The organism is Arthrobacter sp. STN4 (genome assembly GCF_024539665.1).
Classification (GTDB): domain Bacteria; phylum Actinomycetota; class Actinomycetes; order Actinomycetales; family Micrococcaceae; genus Specibacter.
In genome coordinates, this window is the sequence record NZ_JAKZGX010000013.1 from 21,057 (window position 1) to 36,154 (window position 15,098).

16 protein-coding genes and 1 tRNA gene are annotated in these 15,098 nt (G+C 66.9%); 12 read left to right on the plus strand and 5 right to left on the minus strand.

Annotated elements, in window-relative coordinates:
• A complete protein-coding gene (locus tag MMF96_RS10975; protein ID WP_256883571.1) occupies positions 1-1,506 on the plus strand; it encodes a DHA2 family efflux MFS transporter permease subunit in 1,506 nt (501 codons plus the stop codon).
• On the opposite strand, the gene MMF96_RS10980 is transcribed toward MMF96_RS10975, so the two are convergent.
• The 4 genes from MMF96_RS10980 to MMF96_RS10995 form a co-directional block, all read right to left on the minus strand.
• On the minus strand, positions 1,445-2,176 hold the full coding sequence (locus MMF96_RS10980; RefSeq protein WP_176615112.1) for a GNAT family N-acetyltransferase: 732 nt from the start codon (positions 2,174-2,176) through the stop codon (positions 1,445-1,447). The two genes, MMF96_RS10975 and MMF96_RS10980, sit on opposite strands and share 62 nt — an antisense overlap.
• A gap of 146 nt (positions 2,177-2,322) precedes the next feature.
• Positions 2,323-3,348, minus strand: a complete 1,026-nt coding sequence (locus tag MMF96_RS10985) for a 6-phosphofructokinase (protein WP_176615113.1) — start codon at positions 3,346-3,348, stop codon at positions 2,323-2,325.
• Between the two features lie 140 nt (positions 3,349-3,488).
• Positions 3,489-3,782 (minus strand): hypothetical protein, encoded by a 294-nt coding sequence (locus MMF96_RS10990; RefSeq protein ID WP_256127636.1) that lies wholly within the window; start codon positions 3,780-3,782, stop codon positions 3,489-3,491.
• A 40-nt stretch (positions 3,783-3,822) separates the two neighbouring features.
• Entirely contained in the window at positions 3,823-5,268 is a 1,446-nt protein-coding gene (locus tag MMF96_RS10995) for a PspC domain-containing protein (RefSeq protein ID WP_256883572.1), read from the minus strand.
• A gap of 114 nt (positions 5,269-5,382) precedes the next feature.
• Between MMF96_RS10995 and MMF96_RS11000 the strand changes: the two genes are divergently transcribed.
• Positions 5,383-6,714 (plus strand): ATP-binding protein, encoded by a 1,332-nt coding sequence (locus tag MMF96_RS11000; RefSeq protein ID WP_256883573.1) that lies wholly within the window; start codon positions 5,383-5,385, stop codon positions 6,712-6,714.
• Positions 6,715-6,727: 13 nt separating this feature from the next.
• Entirely contained in the window at positions 6,728-7,384 is a 657-nt protein-coding gene (locus tag MMF96_RS11005; RefSeq protein ID WP_176615116.1) for a response regulator transcription factor, read from the plus strand.
• Between the two features lie 10 nt (positions 7,385-7,394).
• On the opposite strand, the gene MMF96_RS11010 is transcribed toward MMF96_RS11005, so the two are convergent.
• Positions 7,395-8,627 carry a pyridoxal phosphate-dependent aminotransferase gene (locus MMF96_RS11010; protein ID WP_256883574.1) on the minus strand — a complete coding sequence of 411 codons (1,233 nt, stop codon included), beginning with the start codon at positions 8,625-8,627 and terminating at the stop codon, positions 7,395-7,397.
• Between the two features lie 299 nt (positions 8,628-8,926).
• Between MMF96_RS11010 and MMF96_RS11015 the strand changes: the two genes are divergently transcribed.
• The 9 genes from MMF96_RS11015 (at position 8,927) to rplL (ending at position 14,985) form a co-directional block, all read left to right on the plus strand.
• A tRNA-Trp gene (locus MMF96_RS11015) sits at positions 8,927-8,999 on the plus strand.
• A gap of 136 nt (positions 9,000-9,135) precedes the next feature.
• Complete coding sequence (gene secE / locus MMF96_RS11020) at positions 9,136-9,429, plus strand: preprotein translocase subunit SecE (RefSeq protein ID WP_176615199.1); 294 nt, start codon at positions 9,136-9,138, stop codon at positions 9,427-9,429.
• 90 nt (positions 9,430-9,519) lie between these two features.
• The gene (gene nusG / locus MMF96_RS11025) at positions 9,520-10,344 is read left to right on the plus strand and encodes a transcription termination/antitermination protein NusG (protein ID WP_256883575.1); all 825 of its coding nucleotides are present in this window, start codon (positions 9,520-9,522) and stop codon (positions 10,342-10,344) included.
• Between the two features lie 129 nt (positions 10,345-10,473).
• Positions 10,474-10,905 (plus strand): 50S ribosomal protein L11, encoded by a 432-nt coding sequence (gene rplK, locus MMF96_RS11030; RefSeq protein ID WP_026555792.1) that lies wholly within the window; start codon positions 10,474-10,476, stop codon positions 10,903-10,905.
• 158 nt (positions 10,906-11,063) lie between these two features.
• Positions 11,064-11,771: a 50S ribosomal protein L1 gene (gene rplA / locus MMF96_RS11035; RefSeq protein ID WP_176615119.1), complete on the plus strand. Its 708-nt coding sequence runs from the start codon at positions 11,064-11,066 to the stop codon at positions 11,769-11,771.
• Between the two features lie 119 nt (positions 11,772-11,890).
• Entirely contained in the window at positions 11,891-12,304 is a 414-nt protein-coding gene (locus MMF96_RS11040) for a hypothetical protein (RefSeq protein WP_306295849.1), read from the plus strand.
• A gap of 186 nt (positions 12,305-12,490) precedes the next feature.
• Positions 12,491-13,582 carry a GNAT family N-acetyltransferase gene (locus MMF96_RS11045; protein ID WP_256883576.1) on the plus strand — a complete coding sequence of 364 codons (1,092 nt, stop codon included), beginning with the start codon at positions 12,491-12,493 and terminating at the stop codon, positions 13,580-13,582.
• Positions 13,583-13,913: 331 nt separating this feature from the next.
• On the plus strand, positions 13,914-14,501 hold the full coding sequence (rplJ, locus tag MMF96_RS11050; protein ID WP_176615122.1) for a 50S ribosomal protein L10: 588 nt from the start codon (positions 13,914-13,916) through the stop codon (positions 14,499-14,501).
• 106 nt (positions 14,502-14,607) lie between these two features.
• Positions 14,608-14,985, plus strand: coding sequence for a 50S ribosomal protein L7/L12 (gene rplL / locus MMF96_RS11055; RefSeq protein WP_113719175.1), 378 nt, complete (start codon positions 14,608-14,610; stop codon positions 14,983-14,985).
• Positions 14,986-15,098: the final 113 nt, after the last annotated feature.

The following is a 15,098-nucleotide window of genomic DNA, read 5'->3' on the forward strand; positions in this document are numbered from 1 at the left end:
ATGGAAACCGTCGCAAAACCGTGGCCCGCGTTATGGGCGCTCGTGTTGGGCTTCTTCATGATCCTGGTCGACTCGACCATCGTCTCGGTGGCCAACCCGAAGATCATGGAAGGCCTGCACACGGACATCAACTCCGTCATCTGGGTGACCAGCGCCTACCTGCTGGCCTACGCCGTGCCGCTGCTTGTCACCGGCCGGCTCGGTGACAAGTACGGCCCCAAGAGCCTGTACCTGATCGGCCTGAGCGTGTTCACCCTGGCCTCGCTGTGGTGCGGGCTCTCCGGCAGCATCGGCATGCTGATCCTGGCCCGCGCGGTGCAGGGTTTCGGTGCGGCATTGATGACGCCGCAGACCATGGCCGTGATCACCCGCATCTTCGCCCCCGACAAGCGCGGGCCCGCCATGGGCCTGTGGGGCGCCACGGCCGGCGTCGCCATGCTGGTGGGCCCCATCCTGGGCGGCGTGCTGGTGGACGGGCTGGGCTGGGAATGGATCTTCTTTGTCAACGTGCCGGTGGGCGTGGTGGCGTTCATCATGGCCTGGCGCCTTGTGCCGACCCTGGCGACGCACGACCACAAGTTTGACCTCCTGGGCGTGGCGCTGAGTTCCATCGGCCTGTTCATGCTGGTCTTCGGCATCCAGGAAGGCGAAAAGTACAACTGGGGGACCATTGCCGGCCCCATCTCGGTGTGGGGGCTGATCATCGCCGGGATCGTGTTCCTTGGCCTGTTCATTGTCTGGCAGGCAGTGACGAAGGGGGAGGCGCTGGTGCCGCTGCACCTGTTCAAGGTGCGCAACTTCTCCCTCGCCAACGCAGCCATCACCACCATGGGTTTCACGGTCACTGCCATGAGCCTGCCGCTGTTCTTCTACTACCAGCTGGTGCGTGGCATGTCGCCGACGCAATCGGCCCTGATGATGGTCCCCATGGCACTGTTTTCCGGCGTCCTGGCACCGTTTGTGGGCAGGCTGGTGGACATCGTCAACCCGCGCTACGTGGCACTGACGGGCTTCATCCTGATGGCGGTTTCCCTGCTGTGGACGTCGTCCCTGATGAATGCCGACACGCCGATCTGGCTGTTCCTGCTGCCCAGCGGACTGCTTGGCATTGCCAGCTCCGGGATTTGGGCGCCGCTGTCAACAACAGCCACCCGAAACCTTGGTCCGCGGGAGGCGGGCGCCGGCGCCGGAATCTACAACACGACCCGGCAGATCGGCTCGGTGCTGGGTTCGGCAGCCATAGCCGCCCTGATCGGTGCACGGCTGGCTGCCGAGATGCCCGCTGGTGCCCCGCAGGGTGCCGCCGGTGCCAGCGGCCAGCTTCCCGAATTCCTTCGTGCAGGCTTCTCTACGGCCATGGGGCAGTCCATGGTCCTGCCGGCCCTGGTGGTCCTGGTGGGCGGCGTGATGGCAATCCTCTTCGCCAAGCCGCGGGCCGTGGACGCTATTTATGCGGACTTTGACGGGGCTGAAGGGCAACCGAAGTCTGTAAGCCGGCCACACTAAAGCCGGTTGAGATGGCCAGTGCGTGGGCGCCTGCGTTGTTGACGTCCGCGCGCCACTGGGCAATCAGGCCGGTGGCCAGTGCCTCGTGGGCGGCGATTTCGGTGGCCCGCCTGCCCAGGCCCCTGCGCCGGAACTTCGGCGGCACCAGCGTGCCCAGCTGCGCCAACATCCCGGCGAACTCGGCGTAGGCGGCGCAGGCGAGCGGGCCGCCACCGGGCTCTTCGGAATCCATCACCGTGAACTTGTGCGGGAGGCCGGAGAGCCCGACGTCGTTGACGTCGTCGGGCGGGCACAGCGCCTCGAGTGCCACGGCCTCCGGATTGCCGTGGGAGACCATGACGGTTCCTTCCGGCTGCTTCAGGCGGAGGTCGTCGGCGTAGTAGAGCGCCTGCGTGCCGCAGCCGCGCCCGCCAAGGCCACGGCTGAGACGGAGCATGGTGGCGTGGTCGCTTAGTTCGTCGTCGCTGTAGGCTTCCGCAGCCCGGAGCAGTTCGGCGGGGCCGGTCAGGACCCCCTGGTCCCAGAGCCGCAGGAAGGAAAGCGAGCCCGAATCGTCGGATTGTGTGATGCGTCCGCCGGACGAACCGGCCACAAGTGAATCGGCGGGCAAGCCCAGGTGCCGTTCCCAGGCCAGCCGGACGATGGGCGCCGAACTCAGGTCAAAGGTCATGCATCAAGGCTAGTCCCCACGCCCTCCCCGCCCGGCGCCGGGGCGCCGGCCGTGGCGCCGGCCGTGGCCCCTCGGGCGCGTGGCCCCACCCACGCCCTCCCCGCCCGGCGCCGGGGCGCCGGCCGTGGCCCCTCGGGCGCGTGGGCTCAGCCGAACAGGATGGCGGCCTCGTCATAGCGGTGCTGCGGGACGGTCTTCAGGTTGCCCAGCGCCGCCTCAAACGGGACATGCTCGATTTCCGTCCCCTTTAGGGAGACCATGGTGCCCCAGCGCCCTTCCACGACGGAGTCGACGGCGGCCATGCCCAGCCGGGTGGCCAGCACGCGGTCGAAGCTGGAGGGGACGCCGCCGCGCTGGATGTGGCCCAGGATCGTGGCCCGGGTTTCAATGCCGGTGCGGGCCTCGATCTCGGGGGCCAGCTGCTCGCCGATGCCGCCGAGCCGGGGGCGGCCGAACGTGTCCAGGCCGCGTTCGGAGTGCGCGGAGTCCTGGTGGTCCGGCACAAAGCCCTCAGCCACCACCACGAGGGGTGCGCGGCCGCGGTCATGGGCTTCCTGCACCCATTCAACAATCTGGTCCATGCTGGTCTTTTGCTCCGGGATCAGGATGGCGTGGGCTCCCGTGGACATGCCGGCGTGCAGGGCAATCCAGCCGACATGGCGTCCCATGACCTCGGCGATCATGCAACGGTGGTGCGATTCGCCCGTGGTCCGCAGGCGGTCGATGGCCTCCGTGGCGATTTGGACGGCCGTGTCAAAACCGAAGGTGTAGTCGGTGGCGTCGAGGTCGTTGTCCACCGTCTTCGGCACACCCACGATCTTCAGCCCGGCGTCGGTGAGGCGGCGGGCCGCAGCCAGCGTGCCTTCCCCGCCAATGGCGATCATTGCCTCAATGCCCAGCCGGTCCAGGTGCGCCTTGATGACCTCGGGGCCGCCTTTGCCCTCAAAGGGGTTGGTGCGGGAGGTGCCCAGGATGGTCCCGCCCTGCTTGGAGATGCCCCGGACCATCTGGCGGGGCAGGTCCATGATGTCGCCCTCCACCACGCCGCGCCAGCCGTCACGGAAGCCGACGAATTCGTGGCCGTAGCTCTTGATGCCCTTGAGTACGACGCCGCGGATCACCGCGTTGAGTCCGGGGCAGTCGCCGCCGCTGGTCAGAATTCCAATCTTCATGGGTATGGGTCCTTCGGGGAGTGGAGTCAGTGTGGTTTGAGCGCACCGTTGAGCTCCTCTCTTGGACATTCTAGACGCTCGTGTGACGGGGGCAACTTCGGGCCGCCCCTGGACAGGCGGCCCGGGCCCTACTTTTTGCCCTACTTTTTGCGCAGTACGTTGACCGCCCCGCCGGCCACCATGGCCAGGCCTGCGCCCAAGAGCAGCCACATGGCGGCCTGGCCGGTGTCCAGGTGAAGGCCCGCCTGCCGCGTGGCCAGGACCAGCAGCCCAATGGCGACAACGACGGCACCCCACACCACGGTGCCTACTCTCACCGGGAGGCGCGTTGCGGCCGGCGCCGTGTCCATTGCGCGGGAGGCGCCGGGGCCGGCGTCCCCGGCTCCGCCCTTCGGCGCGTCGGGAAATTCCAGTGATTCCGTTGGGTTGTTCATGCTGTTTTCTCCCATTGCTCTGTTGGACCGTTTCGGCCGGCTACTTGCCGGCCACGGGGACGATGGTGATCTTGGCGGCCGCGCCTTGCAGGGTGACCACCAGCCCGTTGCCTGTCTTGCCGGGATTGACCTGGGTCGTGGTTGCCTGCACCACGGCCTTGCCGTCGGTGCCAGGCTGCCCCTGCACTTCAAGGCTGGAGGCCACAAGCTCGCTCTTGATCGTGACGGGGATGCTTTCGGGGACCTTGACCACGGCCTTGGCGGCAATCACGTTCACCGGGATCTGGAGGTCGCCGCCCGGTGCGGTGCCGGCGTCGAGTCCGGTCAGGTCGATGCTGGCGTCAGCCATGGCCACGGACAAGCCGTCCTGGGCCGCGCTGGCGGTGGCGGGGGCCCAGGACTGATGTGCCATGGACGTCCACGGCGCATGCAGGGGGACCATGCTCAGCAGTCCGGCAAACACGAGGGCAGCCGCGGCAAAGGTGCCGACGCCACCCGCCGTGCGGCCGCGGAGGCCGGAAGCCATGATGGCCAGGCCTGCCGTGATCGCTGCTGCGGCGGCGGCCGCGGGGGCCTGGTAGCCGTGCAGGTCCAGGACGCCGGATGCATTGAGGATCAGCACCAGGGCGCCGACCATGACGGCCAGGCCGAGCGAGAGCAGGCTGGCCGCGGCGCCCAGGCGCGGCCTGGCGTGAAGGGCCACGGGGCCGGGGGCGCCGAGCGGCCCGGTCCAGGCGGCTGTGCGGCTGTCAAGCGGTTCCGCGGGATGGTCGCCGGAGCCGGGCCGGCCGGCGGGGAACGGCACCGGACCGTACGGACCTGCCGCGGGGGCCGGCACATGGTCTTGGGAATGGCCGGCCACGCCCGGTGCAGCGGGTGCGCCGAAGTACTGCTGCCGCGGGGGCCGGCCCGTGGCGGACCGGCCTTCCTTGCCGCGGTTTATGGCCCAGACCACGCAGCAAACGATCGCCGCCACCCACAGCACGGGCCAGGGGAACCAGCCGCCATGCCAGTTCCAGGCGACGCTCTGCCCGGGGCCCGCCAATCCGAAGAAGGTTGCAATCGCCGCGCCCGTCATGCCCGTGGACCAGTGGCCGCGGGCCACCTGCTCCACGTGGATGCGGCCGTCGGGCTCGGGGAGGAGCGCCCAGGCGACGCCATAGGCCAGCAGGCCGATGCCGAAAATGAGCGTCAGGACCACGGCCAGTCCGCGCACGATCACCGGGTCGATGCCCCACTTGTCCGCCAGGCCGCTGCACACCCCGCCCACCCAGCGGCTGCTCCCGCGGCGGACGCCGAGGGACCGCAGCCAGACGAAGGGGCGGGCGCTGCGCTGCGGTTCGGGCCCCGGGCCAAATGTCGGTTCATTGGGTGGCGGCTGCTGCCGGTCGTGTCCGGCCTCGGACCCGGCGGCCGGCCCAGGCTTGTCGTTGGGGGCCGGTTCAGGTGCCGGCCCGGGCTGTTGGTCTTCATGGCTGTCATTCATGGTTCAATCGTGTCGTGCCAGGGCAGGCGCCCGCCATCCGGGGTGACTCTGAATCAACCCTGAAGCAACCCTTGCAATCCCGCCGCCGGGGCCGGGCCGTGCTTGGATTGAACCATGAGCGTAAAGATGTACCGGTCCCCGGAGCGCATGGTGGCAGGGGTCTGTGCGGGCCTGGCCGGGCACCTCGGCCTGCGCGTGGGCACGGTCCGGGCCGTCATGGCCGGCTCCTGCTTCCTGTTCGGCGCCGGTCTGGTCTTCTACGCGTGGCTGTGGATCCTGGTCCCTCTGGCCGGCGACGACGACCCTTCCGGTACGCCGCAGCCGGCCGACGACGGCGCCCCCCGCCTGAAGCTGTTCCGCCCGGCACCGGCCGGGGGGATCCGTGCCGGCGGGGGAGCCCCCGCGGCCGGGAGTGCTTCGGCGCCGAGAGGCGCTTCGGTGGGACTGCGGGAAATCCTCATCGGCGGAGCCCTGGTGGTCCTCGCCTTGGTCCTGTTCAGCGCGAGGACAGGCGTGAACCTTGACCTGGGGACCGTGGTGCCCCTCGGCGTGATTTCCGCCGGCGCCGTCCTGGCCTGGATGCAGCTCGATGCCACCCGCCGCGTGGGCCTGCTCAACGCGGCCAAGATGGACACGCCCTGGTCGATCGCCCGGTTCGCCGCAGGAATTGTCCTGGTGGTGGCAGGCGTCCTGATCATCGTGACGGGCTCGGGGTCATGGGCGCTGGTGTGGGCCTCCGTGGTCGCCTCCCTGGCGGTCCTGGCCGGCGTCGGGCTGGTGCTGGCCCCGTGGGCGCTCAAATTTTGGCGTGACTTTCAAAATGAACGGGCCGGGCGCATCCGCGAAACCCAGCGGGCCGAAATTGCCGCGCACCTCCACGACTCCGTCCTCCAGACCCTGGCCCTGATCCAAAAGCGGGCCGACTCACCGCAGGATGTCAGCCGGCTGGCCCGGGCCCAGGAGCGGGAACTACGCAGCTGGATCTACCAGGACGAAGGCAAGGACCCGGGGAAGCTCGTGGCTGGCATCCAAGCCGCCTGTGCCGAGGTGGAAGACCTGCACGGGCTGCCCGTGGAGGTGGTGAGCGTGGGCGACGCCGAACTGGACGAGGCCACGCGGGCCCTGGCCCAGGCCACCCGCGAGGCCGTGCTCAACGGAGTCCGGCACGGCGGAACGGCGGTGTCCGTGTACGTGGAGGCGGCCGGGTCCGGCGTCGACGTTTTCGTCAAGGACAGGGGCGCCGGCTTCGATCCCGGCGCCGTGCCGCCGGACAGGCTGGGAGTCAGGGAGTCCGTCGTCGGCCGGATGCAGCGCAACGGCGGCACGGCTGAGATCATTAGCTCAACGGAAGGCACGGAGGTGCGCCTGCACCTGCCGGCCAGGCCGGCGCAGGCCGACGCGCCGGCCGGAAACGGCAAGGCCACCAACGGTGGGGACAAGAAATGACAAAGGACGTGAAATGACGGGGACAGGACAGCCCATCAGGGTTGTGGTGGTGGACGACCACGCGATCTTCCGCTCGGGGCTGAAGGCCGATCTTGCCGCGGACATCCACGTGCTGGCGGAGGCGGCCACGGTGGAACAGGCCATTGCCGCGGTCTCCGCCCACACCCCGGACGTGGTGCTGCTGGACGTCCACCTGCCCGGCGGCCGCGGCCAGGGCGGACGTGAGGTGATTGCGGGCTGTTCGGGGCTGCCGGGGCAGGTGAAGTTCCTGGCGCTGAGCGTCTCCGACTCCGCCGAGGATGTGGTCTCGGTGATCCGTGCCGGCGCCCGCGGCTACGTCACCAAGTCCATTTCCGGGCACGAAATTTCCGACGCCGTCCGGCGGGTCGCCGGGGGAGACGCCGTCTTCTCGCCCCGGCTGGCCGGCTTCGTCCTGGATGCCTTCGGCACCGCCGAGGTGGCCGTGGAGGACGAGCTGGACAAGCTCTCCGCCCGCGAATTGGAGGTCATGCGCCTGATCGCCCGCGGATACTCCTACAAGGAGGTGGCAAAGGCGCTGTTCATCTCCATCAAGACGGTGGAAACCCACGTCTCCGCCGTGCTGCGCAAGCTGCAGCTCTCCTCCCGCCACGAACTCACCCGCTGGGCCGCCGACCGCCGCCTGCTCTAGTCCGGCCCGCCTACTTGGCGGTGCCGAGGAATTCCTGGAGACGTCCGACGCCGGTGGCCAGGTCGTCGTCGCCCAGGGCGTAGGAGAGGCGCAGGTAGCCGCTGGGGCCGAACGCCTCGCCGGGAACCACGGCAACCTCGGCCTTGTCCAGGATGAGCGCTGCCAGTTCGGCGGACGTGGCCGGGCGGACGCCGCCAATGTCACGGCCGAGCAGGGCGCGGACGTCGGCGTAGGCGTAGAACGCGCCGTGCGGGGTGGGGCACTCCACGCCGTCTATCGCGTTGAGGGCCGAAACCATGGCCTTGCGGCGGCGGTCAAAGGCCACCTTCATGTCCTCCACGGCCGTCAGCGGGCCGGAGACGGCGGCCAGGGCGGCCATCTGGGAGACATTGGCCACGTTGGAGGTGGCATGGGACTGCATGTTGGTGGCGGCCTTGGCCACGTCGGCCGGGGCAATCATCCAGCCCACCCGCCATCCGGTCATGGCATAGGTCTTGGCCACACCGTTCAGGACCACCACGCGGTCGCCCAGCTCCGGGGCGGCAGTGGCAATCGAGGTGAACGGCACGCCGTCGTAGGTCAGGTGTTCGTAGATTTCATCCGTGATGACCCACAGCCCCTTGGCGGCCGCCCACTGGCCGATCTCGCGGGTCTGTTCCGGGGAATACACGGCGCCGGTGGGGTTCGACGGGGAGACGAACAGCAGGACCTTGGTGCGCGGGGTGAGCGCCGCCTCGAGCTGGTCCACGGTGACCAGGTAGCCCTGTTCGGGGCCGGCGAAGACCTCCACGGGCACGCCGCCGGCAAGCCGGATCGCCTCGGGGTAGGTGGTCCAGTACGGGGTGGGGACAATGACCTCGTCCCCCGGGTCCAACAGCGTGGCGAAGGATTCGTACACGGCCTGCTTGCCGCCGTTGGTGACCACCACCTGGGAAGGCTCCACGGCATAGCCGGAATCACGCAGCGTCTTGGCGGCGATGGCCGACTTCAGCTCGGGCAGCCCCGACGCGGGGGAGTAGCGGTGGAACTTGGGCTGGCGGGCCGCGGCGATGGCAGCTTCCACAATGTAGTCCGGGGTGGGGAAGTCCGGTTCGCCGGCGCCGAAGCCGATGACGGGGCGGCCGGCAGCCTTGAGGGCCTTGGCCTTGGCATCCACTGCCAGGGTGGCGGATTCGGCAATGGCGGCGATGCGGGCCGAAACCCGGCGTGCGGCGGCTTGGTCGGCGCTCACGTTGGCAGACATCTTCTGTACTCTCTCTCGAAAGGCGGGCCCGCAGGGGTCCTTGGTGGCGGGACTCGACGGGAACTCATCGGGGACACGGCGGGGCCGTTGACGTGTGCAGGCCCCACCCCCTACTTTAGGCGCATCCGGCCCCCGGTTCGACGTGGCGGGCAACAATGCGTAGAATGGACAACCGGTGTTGAAACACCATGATGGTGCACGCCTTGCGACGGTTTGGAAACGGCCGCCCAAGACTGTAAGTTATTTCATGGCCTTCGGCTCCGGTGCGATCCACCGGGTTGCACAACAGTTAGTTTCATAGGGTAGTGGCGCAATTGGTAGCGCAGCGGTCTCCAAAACCGCAGGTTGCAGGTTCGAGTCCTGTCTGCCCTGCGTCAAGGCACAGCGGGTTTGGTCCGCGGCAATTCCGGGATAACGGGAAAGGCCGCGGACAAGCCCCGCCCAGCCTGGCGAACACAAGCACATGACACGGTCCGCCCGCGCGGGCTCGCGTGTTTTTCAACTAATGATGAGTGAGGCAATGGTGACCGAAACCGCGGCAAGCCGCTCCAATGGCCGCCCCGCCAAGAAGAACGCCAAGCCGAAGGGTCCCGGCATCTTTGCACGCATAGCCATTTTCCTGCGCCAGGTCATCGGCGAAATGAAGAAGGTTGTCACCCCCACTCGCAAGGAGTTGCTCAACTACACCGCGGTTGTGCTCGTGTTCGTTATCATCGTGATGGGTATTGTTACCGTCCTGGACCTGGGATTCGGAAAGCTCGTGCTTTGGGTCTTTGGCGGAAACGTAAACGTCGAGCACTAAACGCTCAACTTTGGCCGGCCCCGATAGTGTCTTGGAACACGGGGGACGGTTTGAGCCATTTAAGTAACGCACCAGGAAAGCAGGAAATTCGTGTCTGAGCAGGAGCCCGAGGCAACGTACAGTGAGCAGGACCAGGACACTGTGGTTGCTGATGCTGCCATCAGTGCTGACCTTGATGCATCCATGGACGACGCCGCCGCTGCGGATCCCGCAGAAGCCACGGACACCCCGGCAGCCGAAGAAGCAGCCGAATCCGAGGACGGGGCTGCCGTGTCCGAAGCGGACGGGGACGCGGGGGCGGCCGAACCGGAAGTGGACCCCGCCGAGGAATTCAAGGCCAAGCTGCGCCGCCAGGAGGGGGACTGGTACGTCATCCACTCCTACGCCGGCTACGAAAACCGCGTGAAGGTCAACCTCGAGTCCCGCAGCCTGTCGCTGAACATGGAAGATTACATCTTCGAAGTCCAGGTCCCCATGGAAGAAGTCGTGGAGATCAAGAATGCCCAGCGAAAAGTTGTCAACCGCGTGCGCATTCCCGGCTATGTCCTGGTCCGCATGGACCTGACGGACGCCTCCTGGGGCGTTGTCCGCCACACCCCCGGCGTCACCGGCTTCGTGGGCAACGCCCACAACCCGGTCCCGCTGCGCCTGGACGAGGTCTTCTCCATGCTGGCCCCCGTCTTCGAGGAGCAGCAGGCCGAGGAAACCGGCGTTCCGCTGCGCCACCTCCCCGCCGACGCGGAAATCGACTTTGAGGTCGGCGAGGCCGTCATCGTCAAGGACGGCCCGTTCGAGACCCTCTCCGCCACGATCTCCGAGATCAAGCCCGAATCCCAGCAGCTGGTTGTGCTGGTCTCCATCTTCGAGCGCGAAACCCCTGTCACGCTCGCCTTCAACCAGGTCACCAAGATCTAGTTGGACCACTGATTTCGCTGGACGGCCGCTTGCTTGGCGGCCGCGCAGTGTCCGGCCGGACGCCATCCGGCCACCCACCTTGGACGCGCTCCGTCGTCGAAGGAAAGTTATTGAGAGAAGGACCCTACATTGGCTCCCAAGAAAAAGGTCACCGGCCTTATCAAGCTGCAGATCCAGGCAGGCGCCGCCAACCCGGCACCTCCGATCGGTCCCGCGCTTGGCCAGCACGGTGTCAACATCATGGAATTCTGCAAGGCCTACAACGCCGCCACGGAATCCCAGCGCGGAAACGTCATCCCGGTTGAAATCACGGTTTACGAAGACCGCTCCTTCACCTTCATCACCAAGACCCCGCCGGCTGCCGAGCTGATCAAGAAGGCTGCCGGCGTCGCCAAGGGTTCAGCCACCCCCCACACCGTCAAGGTTGCCCAGCTGACCAAGGCACAGGTCACCGAGATCGCCACGCAGAAGCTGGTCGACCTCAACGCCACGAGCATCGAAGGCGCCGAGAAGATCATCGCCGGCACCGCCCGCTCCATGGGCATCACCGTCGAGGCCTAGGCTTCGGACACCCCGGGGTCGAGCCTGTCGAGACCCCACAGCATCACCAACATCATCAAGAACGACGCCGGCCGGCCCCCCGGGTGCCTGGCGGCGGACGTAGTGGCAGGGCCCGCGCGGTCCTTACGACCACAACTGCACAAGGAGAAACAAGCAGCATGGCAAAGCGCAGCAAAGCATATGAGGCAGCCGTAGCCAAGATCGATGCGGACAAGGTTTACGCACCGTTCGAGGCCATCAAGCTCGCCAAGGACACCAACCCGTCCAAGTTCGACGCCACCGTTGAGGTCGCGTTCCGCCTGGGTGTTGACCCCCGCAAGGCGGACCAGATGATCCGCGGCACCGTCAACCTCCCCCACGGCACCGGCAAGACCGCCCGCGTCCTGGTTTTCGCAACCGGCGACCGCGCCGAGGCCGCCATCGCCGCCGGCGCCGACTTTGTCGGCACGGACGACCTGATCGAAAAGATCCAGGGCGGCTGGACCGACTTTGACGCAGCCGTTGCCACCCCCGACCTCATGGGCAAGGTGGGCCGCCTGGGCAAGATCCTCGGACCCCGCAACCTGATGCCGAACCCGAAGACCGGCACCGTCACGAACGACGTCGCCAAGGCCGTCAACGACATCAAGGGCGGCAAGATCGACTTCCGCGTCGACAAGCACGCCAACCTGCACTTCATCATCGGCAAGGTCTCCTTCGACGCGGCCAAGCTGGCGGAGAACTACGCGGCAGCACTGGAAGAGGTGCTTCGCCTGAAGCCGTCCGCTTCCAAGGGCCGCTACGTGCAGAAGGCCACCGTGGCCACCACCTTCGGTCCCGGCATCCCCGTGGACCCGGCCGTGACCAAGGTTGTCATCGAGGCATAGGCGATGCGTTTGAACGCTGCCTGATCGGAGGGCCCGGTGTAGCGATCTGCTACGCGGGGCCCTCCTTTTTTATATCGTTGAACGGCACACAGGCCGCAGTTGGCCGTGGGGAGCAGCACATGGGAACCACCATCCGGCAGGCGGCAAGTGAAGATGCCGCGGCCCTGGCGGAACTTGCGTCCGTCACGTTCGCGCTGGCCTGCCCTCCCGGCAGCGCGCCGGAAGACATTGCCGCGTTCATCGCCACCCATCTCACGGCCGACAGTTTTGCCCGCTACCTGGGTGATCCGTCACGGGCCGTGTTTGTCGCGGAGGAACACGGCCCCGCGGCAGCAGCCACGCCCGGTGGTTCCGCACGGCGAGGGGCACGCCTGGCCGGCTACACCATGTTGGTGGACGCCCCGCCGTCGGACGCGGATGTGGCAGCCGCAGTGGGTGGCGGTGCGGCCGTGGAACTGAGCAAGTGCTATGCCCGCCCGCACGTCCATGGCACGGGCCTGACGGCCGGCCTGATGGCCGCCAGCCTGGCATGAGCGGCGACGCGGGGTGCGGAGCAGGTGTGGCTGGGCGTCAACGGTGAAAATGCCAGGGCCAGGAAATTCTACGAAAAGCATGGCTTCAGGGTGGCTGGAAGCAAAAGATTTCAATTGGGGAACCGGGTGGAGCATGACCACGTCATGGTGCGGCCGGTACAAAGCTAGTTTCAGGAGCAACAGGACATGACTGACATCCGGATCGAACAGTTGCACGTGCCCGACAACCTCGACGGCGAGGGGGCCGCGGACTTCCTGCGCGCCGTGGAAGTCTCCCGGCAGGTGCGGGTGGGCACGTGGGGCAACGACGACCTTGCGTACACGGGCGAGGAACTGCTTGCGCTGTGCCACGACCCCTACGAGTGGTACGTGATGTTGGTGGCCCGGCTGGATGGGCAGATCGTGGGGCGTGCGGGCATCGCCATGCCGCTGGACGACCACACCGAACTGGCGCACGTCACGCTCGACGTCCTGCCTTCCGCGGAAGGACGCAGCCTGGGCAGGCGCCTGCTGGAAGCCGCTGAATCGTTTGTGCGCGGGGAAAACCGTCGGGTTGTGGTGGTGGAGACGAACCACTCGGCCACCGAGCTGCAGTCGGAGCAGGAGGGCGGCGGTGACGAACGGCTGCTGCATCCCGCCGCCGGGCCCGGCGCGCTGACGCTGGAAAACCGCCAGGCCCGTTTTGCCCACAACGCCGGCTACCAGCTGGAGCGGGTGGAGCACTTCAGTTCCTGTGCCCTGCCGTTCCCGGCGGAACGGGCGGCGGAACTCCTGGCATCCGCCGCAGCCTCCCACGGGGACGAATATGCCGTGCACCAGTGGACGGACAGCTGCCCCGAGGAATGGGCTGCGGACGTGGCCCGCCTGGAAGCAGAAATGGGCCAACCGGCCGGCGAGGGGCCCTGGGACGTGGCACACATGCGTGAAGCGGAGGAAATTTCCCAGTCGACAGGCCGGCACACGCTGGTCACAGCGGCCGAGAGCCGCGCCTCGGGCCGCCTGGTCGGCTACACGTCCATCTCCGTGCTGGGCAAACGCGACGATGTCGTCTTCCAGGACGACACCGTCATGGAAGACGGGCACCGCGGCAGGGAGCTGGGGCTGCGCATGAAGCTGGCCAACCTGCAACTGCTGGCGCGTGACTACCCGAACCCGCATGCCATCTATACCTGGAACTCCGCCGAGGACACCCACCTGATAGAGATCAACGCCCGCATGGGCTTCACCGTGGCGGGCGTGACCGGGCAGTGGCGGAAATCCTTTGACCCCGGCGACTGACTGACCCGCGATTTGGAAGGGGCGGGGCCGCTCCTGTAGGCTGGGAGGACCAAAGACCGTCGGTCGATGGAAACCACCCCCACGTGCCAGGCGCATCATGTGTCGTGCAGCGTGGAAGCGGGAAGGTTTTCATCCGAAAGTCCTGAACCAGGACGGCCAGCGCAGGTGCACAAAGCTTAGGCAGCGAATGATCCGGACGAAAGTCCATGGAACCGCTGCCCGAACGCCCCGTACATCTGTGCGGGGCGTTTTGTTTTCCACTTGCCTTCCTTCCCGGAAACGGCAGCGGGCAGGACCGGAAGGACCGGCATTAATTCCCGGAAGGAGGGTTATGGCAACGCCAACAAAGGTGGCTGCGGTTGCAGAAATCAAGCAGGATTTCAGCGATTCCACTGCAGCAGTCCTAACCGAATACCGTGGGCTCACCGTTGCCCAGCTCAAGGAGCTGCGCGTTTCTCTCGGCCAGGACACCAAGTTCTCGGTCGTCAAGAACACCCTGACTGCCATTGCGGCCAAGGAAGCCGGTGTTGACGCTTTCGAAGGTCAGCTTTCCGGCCCTACCGCCATTGCCTTCATCAAGGGTGATGCTGTTGCAGCAGCCAAGAGCCTGACGGATTTTGCAAAGGCCAACAAGGCGCTGATCATCAAGACCGGCATCTTCGAAGGCAAGGCCCTTGACGCTTCCGAGGTTGCCGCACTGGCCGCCCTGGAATCGCGCGAGCTGCAGCTGGCCAGGGTTGCCGGCGTGCTGAAGGCACCGATGGCCGCCGCTGCGCGCACCATCGACGCCCTGCGCCTCAAGCTTGCCGAAGGTGCACCTGCCGAAGAGGCTCCCGCCGCTGAGGAAGCACCGGCCGCCGAAGAGGCTCCCGCCGCTGACGAGGCTCCGGTTGCTGAAGCTGAGACCACCGAGGCCTAGTCCTCATGGGGGCTTGTCTCCCGCATGTTTTTCCCTAGATCCATGAGGACTTAGGTTTTTAGATCCGCCCGTCACCGGGCAAGAACACAAAGAAGGAGCGCCACCCATGGCTAAGCTCACCAACGACGAGCTCATTGAAGCTTTCAAGGAACTGACCATCATTGAACTCTCCGAGTTCGTGAAGAAGTTCGAAGAGGTCTTTGAAGTTACCGCTGCTGCTGTTGCAGTTGCCGGCCCGGCCGGCGGCGCAGCTGCCGAGGCTGAGGAAGAGAAGACCGAGTTCGACGTCATCCTCGAAGCCGCTGGCGACAAGAAGATTGCAGTCATCAAGGAGGTGCGCGCCCTGACCTCCCTCGGCCTGAAGGAAGCCAAGGACGTCGTTGACTCCGCTCCCAAGGCTGTCCTCGAAGGCGCCACCAAGGAAGCTGCCGAGAAGGCCAAGGAAGCCCTCGAAGCTGCCGGCGCCACGGTTACCGTCAAGTAATCACCGACGCATTCCAAGGAAGGCCCCGCACCCTACGGTGCGGGGCCTTCCTGATTCCCGGGGCGTGCCAAACACTCACCGGACCCACTGAGGGCGTGCCATGCTGCCGAGGG